Source organism: uncultured Sulfitobacter sp. (assembly GCF_947497275.1).
Lineage (GTDB): Bacteria > Pseudomonadota > Alphaproteobacteria > Rhodobacterales > Rhodobacteraceae > Sulfitobacter.
In genome coordinates, this window is the sequence record NZ_CANMFS010000003.1 from 24,887 (window position 1) to 41,232 (window position 16,346).

Genomic DNA, 16,346 nt, shown 5'->3' on the forward strand with positions numbered 1-16,346 from the left:
TTCCAAAACTGAGCGGCGGTCTACGGATGTCAGGGCTTTGCCCCTTCGACTTCGGCGATGCCCACGAAACTGCGGTTCCACGTTGGCGAAATCAGGATCTCGTTGAGACAGACATGCGGCGGCGCTTCGGCAATGTAGCGCACGATCGCGCCGAGGTCCTCGGCCTTGAGCATCCTGGCCACGTCTTCCGGCGACGGCGGTTTCGGGCGCGATTCAAGGATCGGGGTTGCGACCTCGCCGGGCATCAGCGCGGTGCAGCGGATGCCGTGAACGCCCTCGTCCTGATTGATCGAATGGCTCAACGCGACGACGGCATGTTTGGACGCGCTGTACGCCGGCCCGGTCAGCCGCGACGGATAGCGCCCCGCCCAGGACGCCGTCAGGATCAACGTGCCCGCACCCTGTGCCCGCATCTGTGGTAGGACGGCAAGCACCCCGTTCATCACACCGTTGAGGTTGATGTCGACGACTCTTGCAAAATCCTGCGGGGTGATCGCGTCGACGGTACGGTTGGGTACATTGATACCGGCATTCGCCATGAAGATGTCGATACCGCCATGGCGGGCGATGAGATCTTTCGCAATGGCCAGTGTGGCATCCACGTCGACAACGTCGAGCGGTGCCGCCTCTGCCTTGCCGCCTTCGGCCCTGATCTCGGACACGACCCGGTTCAACTCTTCGACCCGCCGACCCGACACGACCACACGCGCGCCACTGTGGGCGAGTGCCTTGGCCGATGCCTCCCCGATACCGCCCCCTGCGCCGGTGATCCATGCAGTCTTGTCTTGTAGTGCGTTCATTTCGATCCTTCCCTGAATATGTGTTCGATTGAAGCCGAAACCCACCCCTTCAGGTCTTTGTCGAGGATTACCGCGGTGGGCTGCACGTCTTATGCGATCAGCGGAACGCCAACAGTTGCGCATGGTCGATGGTGCCAAGATCCTGCTGCTCCGGGCTGAGTGGTACGAAACTGATCGAAAGGCCCGAAGGGCGATGATCGCAGACCGCCATGGTGGTGCCTTCGAGCAGGCGCAGATCGTAGTCTTCCAACAGATCCACCGTGTAATCGAGGCCACTTGTGATGCACACCGGGATGCCGTGCCAGTGATGTACGCGGTTGATGTGGATATGCCCCGACACGATGCCCGCGACATTTGCGCTCTCAAGCGCCTCGGCAAGCCTGTTGGTCGAGGCGAGATCTACTGTTTCCCAGAGCAATCCGCTGTCGTCGATGCGCGGCGGGTGGTGCATGACGATGAGCTTCGGCAACTCCGCATGCTGGGTCAGTGCCTGCGCAAGATCGGCGAACTGCGCCTCGCAAATCGCACCCGCGACCCGCTCGGGTACCTTTGTATCGAGAGTGATCACATGCAGACCGCCGAGCACCCGATCGTGGAAATGGGGGCCATCCCCCTGCCCCGTCTCAAAGACGGCGTGGAATTCCGCGCGCAGATCATGGTTGCCCAGCGCCATTACGACAGGCACCTGCAGGGGAGCCAGCAGATCGCGCACCAGCGCGTAGCTCGCGGCATGACCGGTGTTCGTCAGATCGCCGCTCGCCACCACGAAATCGGGCGGCGGCTGCATCGCGTTGATCAGTCCGACAACCCGCTCAAGCGTGTCACGGCTGGCGCTTTTATCCACGGGATCATCCGCATCGGGATGGGAAATGTGCAGATCGGTAAGGTGGATGAAGCGGGTCACATTCTGTCTCCGGCGGCTTTGAGGAGGGATCGGGTATAGCTGTGCGCGGGTGCGTTCAGGATATCGCTGGCCGCACCGTATTCAAGCACCTTGCCGTGCTGAAGAACCAGAAGCGTATCGCAGATCGATGCGACCACGGCCAGATCGTGACTGATGAACAGGATCCCGATGCCCAGGTCGTCCTGAAGATCCATCAGCAGATTAAGGATCTGCGCCTGCACCGATACGTCGAGCGCCGAAACCGCCTCGTCCGCGATCAGTAACCTGGGGCGCGTGACAATGGCGCGGGCGATGGCGATGCGCTGGCGCTGACCGCCGGAGAACTCGTGCGGGTACTTGCCGCCATCGCGCGGGTGCAGGCCCACCTGTTCGAAAGCCTCGCGCACGCGTTCGGGCGCGCGGATGCCCATTGCGCGCAGCGGCTCTGCGATGGACCAGCCCACCACGCGCCGCGGATCGAGCGAGCTGAAAGGATCCTGAAAGATCATCTGAAACGCGGGCCGCAAGCGGCGCAGTGCGGCGGGCTTGAGCGCATGGATATCCTGCCCCTCGAACGCGACCTGCCCCGCATCCGGCGCCTCGAACGCCATCGCCATGCGCGCCAGCGTCGATTTTCCCGACCCGCTTTCGCCCACCACACCAAGGGTGCGACCGGCGGCGATTTCAAAGCTCACATCGTCCACGGCGGTAACGTGTGGTGTCTTTCCCAACAGCCGGGTGCGCGGCAACCGATACCGCCGGGTGAGGTTTCTTGCCCGCAGCAGGGTCATTCAGGGCCCCCTGCCAAGGCGTGGCAGGTGGCATTTCGGGGGCCGACGGGTGCGGGTTTCACATCTGCGCAGAAGGAACGCTCGACCACGCAGCGCCCGGCAAACCGGCAACCCTGCGGCAGCGCCTCGAGCGGCGGCACCGTGCCGGGGATCGTCGGCAGCCGCTTGCGCCGTCCACCCGCATCACGCGGCACCGCACGCGGATCGGGGCGCGCGGCCAGCAGTCCCTGGGTGTAGGGATGATGCGGATTGGCCAGCACATCCGCCGTGCGCCCCCGCTCGACGATATCGCCGCCGTACATCACCGCGATGTCGGTTGTCGCGCGCGCGACCGCGGCAAGGTCATGACTGATGAACACCAGTGCCATTGTGCGCGTGCGGCTCAGATCCACCAGCAGATCGGTAATCCTCAGCGCGACATTTGCATCAAGCGCCGTCGTCGGCTCATCCGCGATCAGCAGCTCTGGATCGCAGGCCAGCGCCAGCGCGATCAGCACCCGCTGACGCTGGCCGCCTGACAGTTCGTGCGGGAACATGCGCAACCGTGCTGCGGGATCGGGAATACCGACCTCCTCGAACAGGGAGATCACGCGCGCGCGGGCCTGCGTCTTGCCCATCCCCAGATGCACGCGCATCGGCTCGGCCACCGTATCGCCGACGCGGCGCAGCGGATTAAGCGCCGTCATCGGTTCCTGGAATATCATCGCGGCACGGCGTGCGCGGATGGATTGCCAGCGCGCCTCGGAGGCCTGTGCCATGTCGACGCCGTCGATGGTGAGCGTGCCGGTCAGCGTCGCGGCCTCGGGCACCATGCCCATCAGGCAAGCGGCCAGCATGGATTTGCCGGACCCGCTTTCCCCGACGATCCCGATCCGGTCGCCCGGCGCGATGCGCAACGACGCCGCGCGCAGGGCCGCGCCAAAGCTGAAGCGTACCGTCATATCGCGCATCTCGAACATCTCAGCGCACCCTCGCCAGCCGGGGGTCGGTGATATCGCGCAAACCGTCCCCCAATAGTCCGAAGCCCAGCACCGCTGCGACGATGCACAGGCCCGGATAGACCGCAAGTTCGGGTGCGAGATAGATCAGTGTCTGCGCCTCCGACAGCATCCGCCCCCAGCTTGACGCGGGCGGCTGTGCGCCGAGCCCGAGATACGACAGAGCCGCCTCCGCCAAGATCGCGACTGCGAATTCGATGGTCGCCTGCACAATGACGGCGGCGGCGATGTTGGGCAGAATGTGATCGCGGGTGATCGCCAGTTTGGTCATGCCTGCGGCGCGCGCGGCCAGCACGTATTCGCGCGTCCATATCTGGTTGGCCGAGGCCCTTGCGACCCGCGCGAACACGGGGATGTTGATAAAGGCGATGGCCAGCACCGCATTGGTCAGCGATGGCCCGAACACCGCAGCCAGCATGATCGCGAACAACAGCGCCGGAAACGCAAAGCCCAGATCGGCCAATCGCATCACCGCATCCTCCACCCAGCCGCCCAGCGCGGACGCCAGAAGGCCGAACGCCACGCCAACGGAGCCGCCCAGCAGCACCGCCACCAATGCGACCGTCATGGAATTGCGCGCTGCCGCCATCAACTGACTCACGATGTCGCGGCCCAACTGATCGGTGCCCAGCCAATGCACCGCCGAAGGATCCGCAAACTTGCCCCGGATATTGAGCGCGGTTGCGTCATGCGGCGTCCAGATCAGCGACAGCGCCGCCGTGCCGACCATAAGAGCCACCAAAACCGCACCGATGATGAAATTGGCGGGCAGCAGTCTCATGCGCGGGCCTTCAGGCGCGGGTCGATCAGGATGTACAGCAGATCGACGACGAAATTCGCGGTCACGACGATGACGGCGAACAACATCACCAGCGCCTGCACTGTGGGCAGGTCGCGGTTGGAAATGGATTGAAAGATCAGACGTCCAAGACCGGGCAGATAGAACACGTTCTCGATCACGATCGTGCCGGTCACGAGAGCCGCAAATTGCATTCCCACGATCGTCACGATCGGCACCAGCGCGTTGGGCAGAACGTGACGCCACAGGATGCGCCGCTGCGACAGTCCGCTTGCGCGTGCAGTGCGGGTGAAATCCTGCCGCATCACCTCGAGCGCAGAGGAGCGTGTCACCCGCGCCAGAACCGCCGATTGCACCAGCGCCAACGCGACCGTGGGCAGCACCAGCGAGCGCACCGCCGCCACCGGATCGGACCAGCCGGAAAAGCCGCCGGGCGGCAGCCACCGCAGCTTGACCGCGAACAGCAACACCAGAAGGATCGACAGCCAGAAGGCAGGCACCGCGATGCCGAGTTGGCTGAGAAACATCGTGGCCCAGTCTCCCGCTTTGCCATGGCGGGCCGCCGCGAATACGCCGACCGAAAGCGCAACGGCCAGCGTGACGATCATCCCCGCCACCGCCAGCGAAATCGTCAACGGCAACCGCTCCGCGATAAGGTCGGCCACCGGTACGCGAAAGGAATGGCTGGTGCCGAAATCGCCTTTCAGCGCGCCGCCCACCCACGCGAAATACCGCGCGACGACCGGATCGTTCAGACCCAGATCTTCTCGCAGCGCGGCAAGCGCGTCGTCCGTCGCGTCCATGCCGAGGATCGTCAGCGCCGGGTCGCCCGGCAGCACGTTCATCACCGCAAATACGACAATTGAAACCGCGATCAGCGTCGCGATAAATCCAAACGTGCGGCGCAGCAGGAAATAGGTCATCTCCGGTACGGCTCACGGAGAGGGGTCGCCCCCTCTCCTTTCCCCGGGCGGATCACCCGTTGGAAACGTTTTTCAGTGGCATGTAGAGCACCGGTGACGAGGACCAGTAGCCCTCCACCTCATTGCGGAACACGCCCAGAAGCGGCATCTGGAACAAGAACCCGTGGACCGCCTGATCGGAGAGGTACTGCTGGCCTTCCTTGAGCAGCGCATCGCGCGCCTGCGGGTCTGCCTCGGTCGAGATGCTTTCCCACAGGGCGGTGAACTTCGGATCGTCGTAGCCGTAGAAATAGTCAGGTCCGCGCGCGAAATTGCCCATGTCATTGGGGCTGGTGTGCGCGATGATCGTCATGTCGTAATTCTTTTTCTTGTAGACCTCGTCGATCCAGAAGCCCCATTCCACATTCTCGACCTTCGCGTCGATGCCCGCGTCCGACAGCTGTGCCTGAATGATCTCGGCAGAGCGGGTGGCATAGGGGAATGGCGGCACGCGCAGGGTCATCGTCTGGCCCGCGACGCCCGCCGTCTCGAACATCTCGGCCGCCTTGGCGCTGTCGGTGGGATAGGCATCGGTCAGATCGACGTAGGCGGTGCCGTGGGGCGGATAAAAGCTGCCGATGGGGATCGCCTTGCCGTACATCGCACCATCAATGATCTCGTCGCGGTCGATGGCGGTGGCGATGGCGCGGCGCACCTCGATGTTGTCGAACGGCGGCTTGGCGTTGTTGATCGCAAGGATCACCTCACCCTCAGTACTGCCCTGATTGACGCGAAAGCGTGGATCGGCCTCGAACTGCTCAAGAAGCTCGGGCGCAGGGAAGCCGGGAAACGCATCCAGTTCTTCGGCCATCATCGCCGCGGTCGCGGCGGCGGCATCCGAGATGAAGCGGAACGTCACGCTGTTGAGTGCCACCGTGTCCGCATCGCGGTGATCGGGGTTCTTGACCAGTCTCAGCCTGTCGCCTCGCGTCCAGTTGTCGAACTTGAACGGCCCGGTGCCGACGGGGTTGATGTTGTTGGTCTCGGCGGATTCCGACGCCACGATGGCGCTGTCGCCCTGCCCCATGTTGAACAGGAAAAACGCGTCCTTGTTCTTCAGCTTGATCTGAACTGTGCGCGGATCCATCGCGGTGACGCTCTCGATCTGTTCAAAGATGTCCTTGGACGGGTTCACGCTGTCTTCGGCCATCGCGCGGTCGAATGAAAACACTACATCCTGCGCGTCGAACGCGGTGCCGTCGTGGAATTGGGCGGCATCGGTCAACGTGAAGGTATACGTCAGCCCGTCGTCAGAGACGTCCCATTCGGTCGCCAGATTGGGCCCGACCTCGCCGTTCTCGGCGACGATGGTGAGTGATTCGAAGACGTTTTGCGTCATCATCCCATCAATGGATGCGGTCGCGTCCGCCGTAGGGTCCAACGACGTCGGTTCCTGCTGAAGCCCGAGCACCAGCTCATCGGCCTGCGCCGCTGTCGCGCTGAGCCCGAGCGCCAGCGCGAAAGCCGTGAACCGCAGCGAATCTTGAAAATGCATCATGTGAAGCCCCCCAAAGGTCAATTGCATCTGCCCACAAACGCAGCACCGCGTGCAAGGCAAGTCCAACGTAAGAAGCGCCACCCGCCCAGGTCAACAGTAATCCCTTCGGTCGCCCTTTTCCTGCACCTTACTGGCGGGCGACGCGGTCAAAACCCGAGCCACTATTGAGACACCGAACCGCCGGTCCGGGCAGGCGGACCGACCGCCTGCCCCATTTGTTTTAAATTCAACGCGCTTTTGCCTCAATTGAAGCGAAGTCCGGCCTCAGTCCAACTGTATCTTTTCAGGAAACGCACTGTCCCCAGACGGGTGGCGCGCATGAAACAGACATCAGCCGCAGCGCCGCAGGAGCGCCGGCATTCAGGACAGGAGCACCGACGATGCCTACAGGATATCTGGTAACACTCGGCAACGGTGCATTGGGTGTCGGAGACATCATTTCAGGCGGCACGGTCAATTTCACCACGGCCTCGACCATCGGCTCGGGTCAGTGGCAGTGGACCGGGGCGTACAACGGCCAAGCCTACACCAACACGCTGGAGCCCGGGACCTACTACTACGCCACCAATGGCAACGTCTATTTCGTGCCGCAATACGGCAGCGTGACAACCCTCACCAACGGGACTGCCGTTTCCGCACCTTCGTTTACCCTGCCGTCGAACGGTACGGTCAGCGGGACATCCGGCGCGGATGTGATCGACAGCACGTACACGGACGCCGATGGCGACCGGGTCGACCGAGATCCGGGCGCACCCGACGACAGCGTCGTCGCGGGCAACGGCAACGATACGATCATCGCCGGAATGGGCGGCGATACGGTGTCCGGCGGTGGCGGCAACGATCTGATCTATGGCGACAGTGGCCCGTCCACCGCCGCCCCCGTAACCGAACACATGAGCTGGGCCGCGCAAGGAACCGACGGGAGCAGCGTTGCGGGCGGCTTTACCCAAGATACCGGCGCGATCAACGTGACCGTCGGGTTCACCGACACCGGCAACAATAATCCCACCTATCAGGTCGAAACCTCCGACACGATGTACTCGGCGGGCAACGAGAATTTCCCGGTCAACTCCTCGTTGTTCCTGTTCGGCAATGGTGACGGCGCGACGTCAACCACAACGATCAGTTTTGCCGCCAGCCCCGGTGCGGAGGTCGCGGATGGCGTCAGAAACCTTGAATTCCGCATCAACGACATTGACTGGGGATCGGGCAACCACACCGATGTCGTGACGGTCAACGCCTTCGATGCAAGCGGCGCGCCGGTCACTGTGACGTTCACGCCGGCGGGTAGTGATACGGTATCGGGAAATACAATCACCGCTGACACGGCCGCAGACACATCGGCCACCGCTGGCGGGTCGGTTCTGATCCAAGTGGCCGGGCCGGTGTCCCAGATCCAGATCCTTTACGGCAACGGCCAGGGCGGGACGCAGGGCATCAACCTGAGCGATCTGCGCTATGAGATCATTCCCGAAGCGTCGGGCGATGACCGCCTGTCCGGCGATGCGGGCAATGATACGATCTACGGCGAAGGCGGCGATGATACGTTGCTGGGCGGTGCCAACAACGACCTTCTGGTCGGCGGCACCGGTGCCGACAGCGTGCTGGGCGGCACCGGCAACGACACGATCCGGGCGGGGCAAGGCGACACGGTCGACGGCGGCGACGGGGATGACCTGATCACTTTGGTCGATCTGGGCGAGCCAGGCAGCGGTACCATCACGATCCAGGGCAACACCGGCACGCAGTCGGACGGCGATACCCTGGACCTCAACGGTCTGGCCGACCGTACGACACTGAACATCGCGTCCGACATCGACGGCGAGCGGTCGGGGACCATTCAGATGCTGGACGGCACCATCGTCAACTTCTCCAACATCGACAACATCATCTGCTATACGCCCGGCACCTGTATCCTGACGGAGGGCGGCTATCGTCCGGTCGAAACCCTGCGCCCGGGGATGATGATCGCCACCCGTGACGATGGCCTACAACCGCTGCGCTGGGTCGGCAGCAGCACCCTGCCCGCGCAGGGAAATGCGGCCCCCGTCGAGATCGGGGCGCATGCGCTGCCGGGGGCCACCGGACCGCTGCGGGTCTCGCCCCAGCACAGGATGCTGATCGAAGGGCATCAGACGGAGTTGTTGTTCGGCACGTCTGAGGTTTTCGTCGCGGCGGCTCATCTGCTGAACGGTCGGGACGTGCGGCGGGTGATCGGCGGCACTGTCACCTACATCCACCTGATGCTGGACCGCCATCAGGTCATCTATGCCAATGGCATGGCGTCGGAAAGCTTCTTCGCGGGTGGTCAAGGATTGGAGTCGCTACACCCTGCAGCGCGGGAGGACCTTTTCCGGCAGTTCCCCGCCCTGCGGCGCGCGCCCGACAGCTATGGCGAAACAGCGCGGATTTGTCTGAAAGCGGCGGAGGGACGGATGCTGTCGCAACGGCTGTTCGGGGACATAGACATTTTCGCGGCGGCCTGATGTACTACGCCCCGGTGCAGGGCGCAACGGGGACGCGGCTCCTTGCGCTTCGCGGGCGCAGCCTCACCGATAGATGCGCGAAATGAGCATCCCCATACACCGGCCACATAGGAACAGCGCCATCCGTTGTGGCAGGACCCGAACCACAGCAACTTGACGACATCCCTGTAATCGCTGCCGCCACCGGGCAGTGCCGCCGCAGTCACGGATATGATCACTGGCGATTTCAGGCAGTTGTCTGAGCTGTTGCGGGATCATACGCCGGGAATTGACTTTGCGGTCCATCCCTGCGTCGCCGGTCTTGTGCCTGCCGGAGCCGCAGCACACGCGGTATGCAAGGCGCTGCCGATCCCACCTTGCCCGCCCCGCGGGTGGTCCATATCCGCCCCGTTGATGCGCACACCGCTTCTGATAGGCTCGCGGCACACGGTCGAAGGAAAACACGATGAAGCAACTTCCTGTCCTGATTGCCGGTGGCGGCATCGGCGGGCTTGCCCTAGCGCTCACGCTTGATCAGATCGGCGTGCCGTTCAAGGTGATCGAAACCGTGAACACGGTGCGCCCCCTTGGCGTCGGGATCAATCTGCAGCCCAATGCAGTTCGCGAACTCTACGATCTGGGGATCACCGCGCGTGAACTGGACAGTCTCGGCCTTCCGATCCGTGAATGGGCGCTGGTCGGGCGCAACGGGATTGACATCCATGCAGAGCCGCGCGGCCGCGATGCGGGGTATCGCTGGCCGCAGTATGCGCTATATCGGGGCCGCTTCCACATGCTGCTTCATGATCATCTGATACGGCGGGCGGGCACCGATGCCTTGCAGTTGGGATCGCGGGTGACGGGGTACCGCAACAATCCCGATGGTACTGTCACGGCCGAGATCACCGACGCGCGCGGGTACACGACGCACCTGCGCGGCGCGCTGTTGATCGGTGCCGACGGGATCCATTCGAACGTGCGCGCACAGATGCACCCCGACCAGCCCCCCATCCATTGGGGCGGTGCCGTCATGTGGCGCGGTACCACAAGGGCACGGCCCCTTCGTACCGGCGCATCCTTCGTGGGCCTGGGCGGCAGCAAGCAGCGGATGATCATCTATCCGATCACCGCCGCCGATAGCGATGGTTTCGCCACCATCAACTGGATCGCCGAAGTCGCGTTCGAAAACGCGGGCGACAGACCCGCCGGATGGTTCAAGCCCGCGGACCTGCCGGATTTCGCGCACCATTTCGACGACTGGTCGTTCGACTGGCTGGATGTGCCGGCGCTGTTGCAGGCGGCCGACGTGATCTACGAAAATCCCATGATCGACCGTGACCCGGTGGCGACCTGGCGCGACGGTGCCGTGGCGCTGATCGGGGACGCCGCCCACGCCATGTACCCGACCGGATCGAACGGAGCGAGCCAGGCGATCATCGACGCGCGGACGCTGGGCGCCACGATGCTTGCGCGGGGTGTGACGCCGGACGCGCTGGGCGCCTATGATGCGGCCCTGTGCGGGCCGGTATCGGAACTGGTACTGCGCAATCGCGGTGCGGGACCGTTCGGATTGCTCGATATTGTCGAGGATCGGTGTGATGGCGTATTCGACACCATCGACGACATCGTATCCCCGTCCGAACGGACCGCGTTCATGGCGCGCTACAAGGCTGCGGCGGGGTTTGCCATGGACACGCTTAACAACGCCGACCCGATGATTGCCGCAGATGCAAGAATAGGGGCATAGCCACGTCCGGCCCTTTCATCCGGCTTGATCGAAATCAAAGCGATGAGCGGTGCCGCTTGATACCGTCGCTAAATCCCCACTTTAGGAAGCTTGCGATGAAAAATGCCACCCTTCTCGTTGTTCTCGGTATAGGCGCCAAACCGACGGATCTCGAACCGCTGAGCTCCAGCGCACGAGACAATAATCTTCACCTGAATGTGCTCGTCCTCGGTGGCATGCCACCGTTGCCGGTTTTCAACTACGGCATGGGGGGATATGGCGGCACCCCGATCCCGGACTACTGGCATGAGCAGGTCGATACGCAGAACAGGACGCTGGACCAGAACCGCAAGGAAATTTCACGGTATTTGGCCGATCAGGGCGCCAGCGCGGAGGTCCGCGTGGTCAGCGGTGAGACGACAGCACTTATGGACGCGGTCGCGGGCATCGCGCTGGCCTGCGACCGGGTCGTCTTCGGCGACGATCTGCGCGATGATCCGCAACTGTTCAACGACGCCTTGCGCGCGGCGTTGTTCCGCGCACCGGCGGGGGTCATGCTGAACGCGCTGCAATCGCCCTCGGCGCTCGCACCGAAATCCGTGTTCGTGTCGTGGAAGGCATCGGTGGCCGCGTCGCGTGCGGCGCATGTCGCTCTGCCGACCCTGCGCCGCGCGGACACTGTCACGCTGGCGTTGTTCGATCCGGTCGCGACCAGCGCACAGGACGGCGAAAATCCCGGCTCGGACGTCGCGGCATGGCTTACCCATCAGGGTTGCAGCGTCGAAGTGCAGCAATATCCCAGCGGCGGCGGTGAGATCAGCAAGGCGCTGATGCAACGTGCCAAGGAGACGTCGGCGGATCTGATCGTGATGGGGGCCTATGACCACTCGCGGCTGCGCGAAACCGTGTTTGGCGGCACCACCCGCAGTATGATCGAACAACACGGGGTGCCGGTTCTGCTGACCCACTGATGGTCTGATCCCTGCCCTGTGCCGGAACGCATCCGGCACAGACCGCGCCCCGACACCCTATGCGCGCGCGACGGCCCAATCCGCCATTTCGGGAAGCAGCGTATCGAGCGCGCTTTGGAACGCCCGTACGATTGACAGCGCACTGTCATCGGGGGCGATCGCAGTACCCGAGAAACTGCGGTTGGCAATCACCCGCTGGTCGCGGTCGCTTAGCAGGGTCAGCGCGACGTCGATCCCCACGTTCAGCATTCCCTCCGGCATGACCGTTACTTCGAATTCATCCATCCGGACCAGAAGGGCGGTATCGGGGACCGGGCCGCCTTCGCTGCGGCCAACGTATCCGATGCGGTCCGTTCCTGCGATGCTGCGGATCAACAGCGATTGCAGCACGAGCGGTGCTTCGTCGCTCCACCGGGCGTCCGGCAGATAGGTGATCGCGGCGGCCGCGGGTTTCACCATGATCCTGTCGGTCGACATTGCCGCCGGCGCATCCGGGCGTGCCACCAACAGCGTGCGCGATGTCCGTCGCCCCGCCTTCGACCCGGCTGCGGGTCTCAGGTCATAGGTATCTAACGGCTCAGACGCCGAGTTCAGCGACGATAGCGCGCTGCATCCACCCAGGACGCAAACGGCGCCGGTAAGAGCCGCGCGGCGGCTGAGTGCTTTTATCTGCATGGCATCATCTCCGGTAATCTGGAACACGGTTCGAATCGAGCAAGAAGCGCGCAGGATCGCGTTCGATCTTGCGCACGAGGCTGTCGAGCGACGACAGCAGACGACGGCCCTCGGCACCAAGCTGCGTCAGCTCCGACAGACCGGTTTGCGAAAATGTCGTGATCCCGGGTGCGGCGGAGGCGACTGCCTGCTGTACCCGTACTACGACGTTATCGGCCCGTTCGATCAAGGCGCGCAAATCGGCGGCAATCGCCGGTACGTCGCGGGTTACATCCTCGACGGCGACACTGATGCGATCGGACGCTTGGCGAATATCGCTCATCACCGGCGAAATATCGGTTTCCAGCACTTCGGTCGCGGCGTCGAACGTGACCTCGGCGGACCCAAGCGCGCCATTGGCCTGCGTCAGTGTGACGTCGAGCGCATCAAGGCTGGTCTGTACGCGTCCGAACATTTCATTGGCCGAGGTGAGAGCCTGCTCTGCTTTATTGGCGAGTGGGTCGAACCGCCCCGTCGCCCCCGTAAGATCCCGCGCGACCCGGTCGACCGCATCCGATGCGGACGCCACCGCGCCGCGTACATCCTTGACGACCGCAGGCACATCGTTCAGGACCACGGTTTCGATCGTAGCAATCGCCGATTTCGCGTCCGCGAGCACCTCGCGCGCTTCGGCGACGAGCAAGGTACCGTCGCCGTCCACAAGGGTGTAGATGCTGTCGGAAGCGTCAGTCACCGAGGTAAACGCCGAGTTCGCCTCTGTGAGCGTTCGTTCCAGTTCGGCCAGCCGGGCGTTGAGCAGATCCGCCGTTTGGGAAAAACCGTCGAGCGTCTCGCCGGATTGCCGTTGCAATGTCGAAATCGCGCTGTTGGTGTTCGCGGCGGCCTGAGAGACCTGCTCAAGTATTTCGGGGATCCGGTCGCGCAGGATCACCTGTGCCTGCGAAAACGTTCCCTCGATTGATTCGACCGCACCAGTCGACGTATCGAGCGTTGTCTGCGCGGTGGCGAAAGCATCTTCGGCCGCGATCAGCGCGGCATCCGCCCGTTCGAGCGTGGTTGAAAAATTCGATCCGATCCCGTCCAGATTTTCGGTAAAGACCGAGATCTGGTCAGTTGCGTCGCTCACTGTACCGGTGATTTCCGAGAAATCGGTAAGCGCCTGTTCAAGCCCGCCAGAGGCCTGGTCCAGATTGCGCAGGATGTTGGTTACATAGTTCTGGTTCTCGGGGCCGGTCAAGGACTGGAACTGCTCGAGCAGGCGGGTGGCTTCGCTGACAAGGTCGGGCGCGTCTTCGACCAGCGCCTGTACCGTTGAGCGGCGCGATGGGATGATCGGCAATTCGCCGTCGGAAGCTGTCAAAGTTGGCGAACCGGACGTACCGCCCGACAGCGAGATATAGGCCACGCCCGTGACCCCCTGCGACTGAAGTTGCGCTACCGTGTCTTCGTGGACCGGTGTATCGGCATCGACTTCGATCGTCGTGAACACCTTGGACGGATCTTCCTCATAGATCCGCAGGCCGATCACCTCGCCCACCGAAATCCCGTTGAACAGAACGTCGCCGGACGAATCCAGCCCCGAAACATCCTCGAACAGGATCCCGTAGGTCTTGTATTGTCTGTCGATCTGAACGCTGGCGAGCCAGATGAAAAATCCTAGCGTGCCGAGGATCGCCATCAGGGTGAAGGCGCCGATAAGAATGAAGTTCGCGCGGGTTTCCATCAGGATGCCCCCTCTTGCGTGGCCGACGGGATCGCGGCACGCGCACGCGGCCCGTGAAAATATTCACGCACCCAAGGATGATCTACCTCGAGCATGTCCGCCATCGTGCCCACTGCCAACACCTTTTTTTCCGCCAGAACCGCCACACGGTCGCAAATGGCGTGAAGACTGTCGAGATCATGCGTCACCAAAAACACCGTTAGGCCAAGTGCCGCCTGCAACTGCTTGATCAATTTATCGAAAGCGGCCGCACCGATCGGATCGAGGCCCGCCGTCGGCTCGTCCAGAAAGACGATTTCGGGGTCCAGAGCGATAGCGCGCGCAAAGCCTGCCCGCTTGCGCATGCCCCCCGACAGCTCGGACGGGTATTTCGCCTGAGCGTTTTCGGGCAGGCCGACCATGCGCACCTTGATCCCCGCCAGCGTCTCGCGCAGCGCATCGTCAAGGTGCAGTTGCTCGCGCATCGGAGCCTCGACATTCTGGCGCACGGTCAGCGAGGAAAACAGCGCACCGTCCTGGAACATCACGCCCCAACGGCGGCGCAGGGTGCGGTAGTCTTCATCCGATGTGTCGCGCACGCTTTCGCCGAACACCTCGATCTGGCCTTCGTTGGGCGTCAACAGACCGACGATGGCGCGCAGCAGCACCGATTTTCCGGTCCCCGATCCACCGACCACGCCGATGATCTCGCCGCGCCGTACATCCAGATCAAGACCGTCGTGCACGGTATGGGTGCCAAAGCGGGTCACAAGCCCGCGCACTCTGATGATATGATCGTCCGGTGCCTGCTGCATCAGACCCCCACAATCGCGAAAAATATCGAAAACAGCGCGTCCATCACGATCACCATAAAGATGGACAGCACCACCGAAGTCGAGGTGAGACGCCCTAGGGATTCCGCGTTGCCCCCCACCTTCATGCCCTCGTAACAGCCGATAATTCCGATGACCAGCGCGAAGAACGGCGCCTTAATCATGCCGACACCGAAGTGCCACACATCGGTATTCGACACCAGCCGCGACTGGAATACCCCCGGTGATACGCCAAGTTCGATCCACGACATCACCGCCCCGCCAAGCAGCCCCGACACATCGGCGATCAGACCCAGCGCAGGCAGCATCAACATCAGTGCCAGCACACGGGGCACCACCAGGATCGTCACGGGATCGAGGCCGAGCGTGCGCATGGCGTCGATCTCTTCGCGCATCTTCATTGACCCAATCGCGGCGGTGAAGGCCGAACCGGAGCGCCCCGCGACGATGATCGCGGTCAGCAGGATGCCAAGTTCGCGCAGCACCGAAATTGCGATCAGATCGACAACGAATACCTCTGCCCCGAACTGGCGCAACTGCGTCGACCCCTGAAACGCCAGCACCACGCCGATGAGAAAAGCCATGAGCGCGACGATTGGCACTGCATTCACGCCGACTTCCTGACAGTGATGCACGACCGAGGTCAGCCGCAACCGCCGCGGGCGTATCACGATCCCCGCCATCGTGATGACGATCTGCCCCAGAAAAGAGACCAGCTCGACCGCTGTCTGGCCGAACCGCACGACACTGCGCCCGAACGCCTCGAGCGTATCGTTCAGGCTGCGCTTCTTGTCTTTGGAGGTGTCCTCGGGTGGGAGGTTCTCGCGTACGGTCTCGATCAGTTGAGCCTGCGCGTCCGATCCGCCTTCGATCCCGATTTCCGCGCCATCCGCCGCCGCACGCCGCTGTAGATCGACAAGAAACCACGCCCCCGCCGTATCCATCTGGCTCAGATCAGAAATATCGATGACGGTGACGTCGCGCAGCTTTTTGACCTGTGCCGCGCTGTCGAGATCCTGCACGGCTTCGATATACAGACGGCCCGCAACCCTGAGCCGGTCATCCACAACCGCCATCTCCACCTTGTCGCCGTCACCGTTCGGGTGTGGGGTCACGCGGTCGCGCCTTTCGAAAGAAACCTTTAGGTGACTCGTCCATCCCGCAGTTTGCCCCGCACTACAAGCCCCCGGAATGTCGCAGGGCCGTGAAATCCAACGCAGTTGTGGACGGAATGTCGAGGTTT

At 63.1% G+C, this 16,346-nt stretch carries 14 protein-coding genes; 3 read left to right on the forward strand and 11 right to left on the reverse strand.

From position 1 onward, the window contains the following. Window positions 1–29 precede the first annotated feature (29 nt). The 7 genes from Q1A06_RS06890 to Q1A06_RS06920 form a co-directional block, all read right to left on the reverse strand. Entirely contained in the window at window positions 30–800 is a 771-nt protein-coding gene (locus Q1A06_RS06890) for an SDR family oxidoreductase (RefSeq protein WP_299560663.1), read from the reverse strand. Window positions 801–897: 97 nt separating this feature from the next. Next, window positions 898–1,704 carry a metallophosphoesterase gene (locus Q1A06_RS06895; RefSeq protein ID WP_299560666.1) on the reverse strand — a complete coding sequence of 269 codons (807 nt, stop codon included), beginning with the start codon at window positions 1,702–1,704 and terminating at the stop codon, window positions 898–900. Then, entirely contained in the window at window positions 1,701–2,474 is a 774-nt protein-coding gene (locus Q1A06_RS06900; RefSeq protein ID WP_299560669.1) for an ATP-binding cassette domain-containing protein, read from the reverse strand. Before Q1A06_RS06900 ends, Q1A06_RS06895 begins: the two co-directional genes overlap by 4 nt. Then, window positions 2,471–3,415, reverse strand: a complete 945-nt coding sequence (locus Q1A06_RS06905; RefSeq protein WP_299560671.1) for an ABC transporter ATP-binding protein — start codon at window positions 3,413–3,415, stop codon at window positions 2,471–2,473. The genes Q1A06_RS06900 and Q1A06_RS06905 overlap by 4 nt, the downstream gene beginning before the upstream one ends. A 19-nt stretch (window positions 3,416–3,434) precedes the next feature. Next, window positions 3,435–4,253 (reverse strand): ABC transporter permease, encoded by an 819-nt coding sequence (locus Q1A06_RS06910; RefSeq protein WP_299560673.1) that lies wholly within the window; start codon window positions 4,251–4,253, stop codon window positions 3,435–3,437. Beyond that, window positions 4,250–5,194 carry an ABC transporter permease gene (locus tag Q1A06_RS06915; RefSeq protein WP_299560676.1) on the reverse strand — a complete coding sequence of 315 codons (945 nt, stop codon included), beginning with the start codon at window positions 5,192–5,194 and terminating at the stop codon, window positions 4,250–4,252. Before Q1A06_RS06915 ends, Q1A06_RS06910 begins: the two co-directional genes overlap by 4 nt. A gap of 52 nt (window positions 5,195–5,246) precedes the next feature. Next, window positions 5,247–6,731: an ABC transporter substrate-binding protein gene (locus Q1A06_RS06920; RefSeq protein WP_299560679.1), complete on the reverse strand. Its 1,485-nt coding sequence runs from the start codon at window positions 6,729–6,731 to the stop codon at window positions 5,247–5,249. A gap of 380 nt (window positions 6,732–7,111) precedes the next feature. Here Q1A06_RS06920 and Q1A06_RS06925 point away from each other — a divergent pair, with 380 nt between their 5' ends. The 3 genes from Q1A06_RS06925 (at window position 7,112) to Q1A06_RS06935 (ending at window position 11,893) form a co-directional block, all read left to right on the forward strand. Then, a complete protein-coding gene (locus tag Q1A06_RS06925; protein WP_299560682.1) occupies window positions 7,112–9,217 on the forward strand; it encodes a Hint domain-containing protein in 2,106 nt (701 codons plus the stop codon). Between the two features lie 445 nt (window positions 9,218–9,662). Continuing rightward, complete coding sequence (locus Q1A06_RS06930) at window positions 9,663–10,943, forward strand: flavin-dependent oxidoreductase (RefSeq protein WP_299560685.1); 1,281 nt, start codon at window positions 9,663–9,665, stop codon at window positions 10,941–10,943. Between the two features lie 95 nt (window positions 10,944–11,038). Further along, complete coding sequence (locus Q1A06_RS06935; protein ID WP_299560688.1) at window positions 11,039–11,893, forward strand: universal stress protein; 855 nt, start codon at window positions 11,039–11,041, stop codon at window positions 11,891–11,893. 57 nt (window positions 11,894–11,950) lie between these two features. On the opposite strand, the gene Q1A06_RS06940 is transcribed toward Q1A06_RS06935, so the two are convergent. From Q1A06_RS06940 to Q1A06_RS06955, 4 genes are read right to left on the reverse strand one after another with little or no spacing between them, the layout of a single operon-like run. Then, window positions 11,951–12,568 carry an ABC-type transport auxiliary lipoprotein family protein gene (locus tag Q1A06_RS06940; RefSeq protein ID WP_299560691.1) on the reverse strand — a complete coding sequence of 206 codons (618 nt, stop codon included), beginning with the start codon at window positions 12,566–12,568 and terminating at the stop codon, window positions 11,951–11,953. A gap of 4 nt (window positions 12,569–12,572) precedes the next feature. Further along, complete coding sequence (locus Q1A06_RS06945; protein ID WP_299560694.1) at window positions 12,573–14,291, reverse strand: MlaD family protein; 1,719 nt, start codon at window positions 14,289–14,291, stop codon at window positions 12,573–12,575. Then, window positions 14,291–15,085, reverse strand: coding sequence for an ABC transporter ATP-binding protein (locus tag Q1A06_RS06950; RefSeq protein ID WP_299560697.1), 795 nt, complete (start codon window positions 15,083–15,085; stop codon window positions 14,291–14,293). Before Q1A06_RS06950 ends, Q1A06_RS06945 begins: the two co-directional genes overlap by 1 nt. Continuing rightward, window positions 15,085–16,179 (reverse strand): MlaE family lipid ABC transporter permease subunit, encoded by a 1,095-nt coding sequence (locus Q1A06_RS06955; RefSeq protein ID WP_299562016.1) that lies wholly within the window; start codon window positions 16,177–16,179, stop codon window positions 15,085–15,087. Before Q1A06_RS06955 ends, Q1A06_RS06950 begins: the two co-directional genes overlap by 1 nt. Window positions 16,180–16,346: the final 167 nt, after the last annotated feature.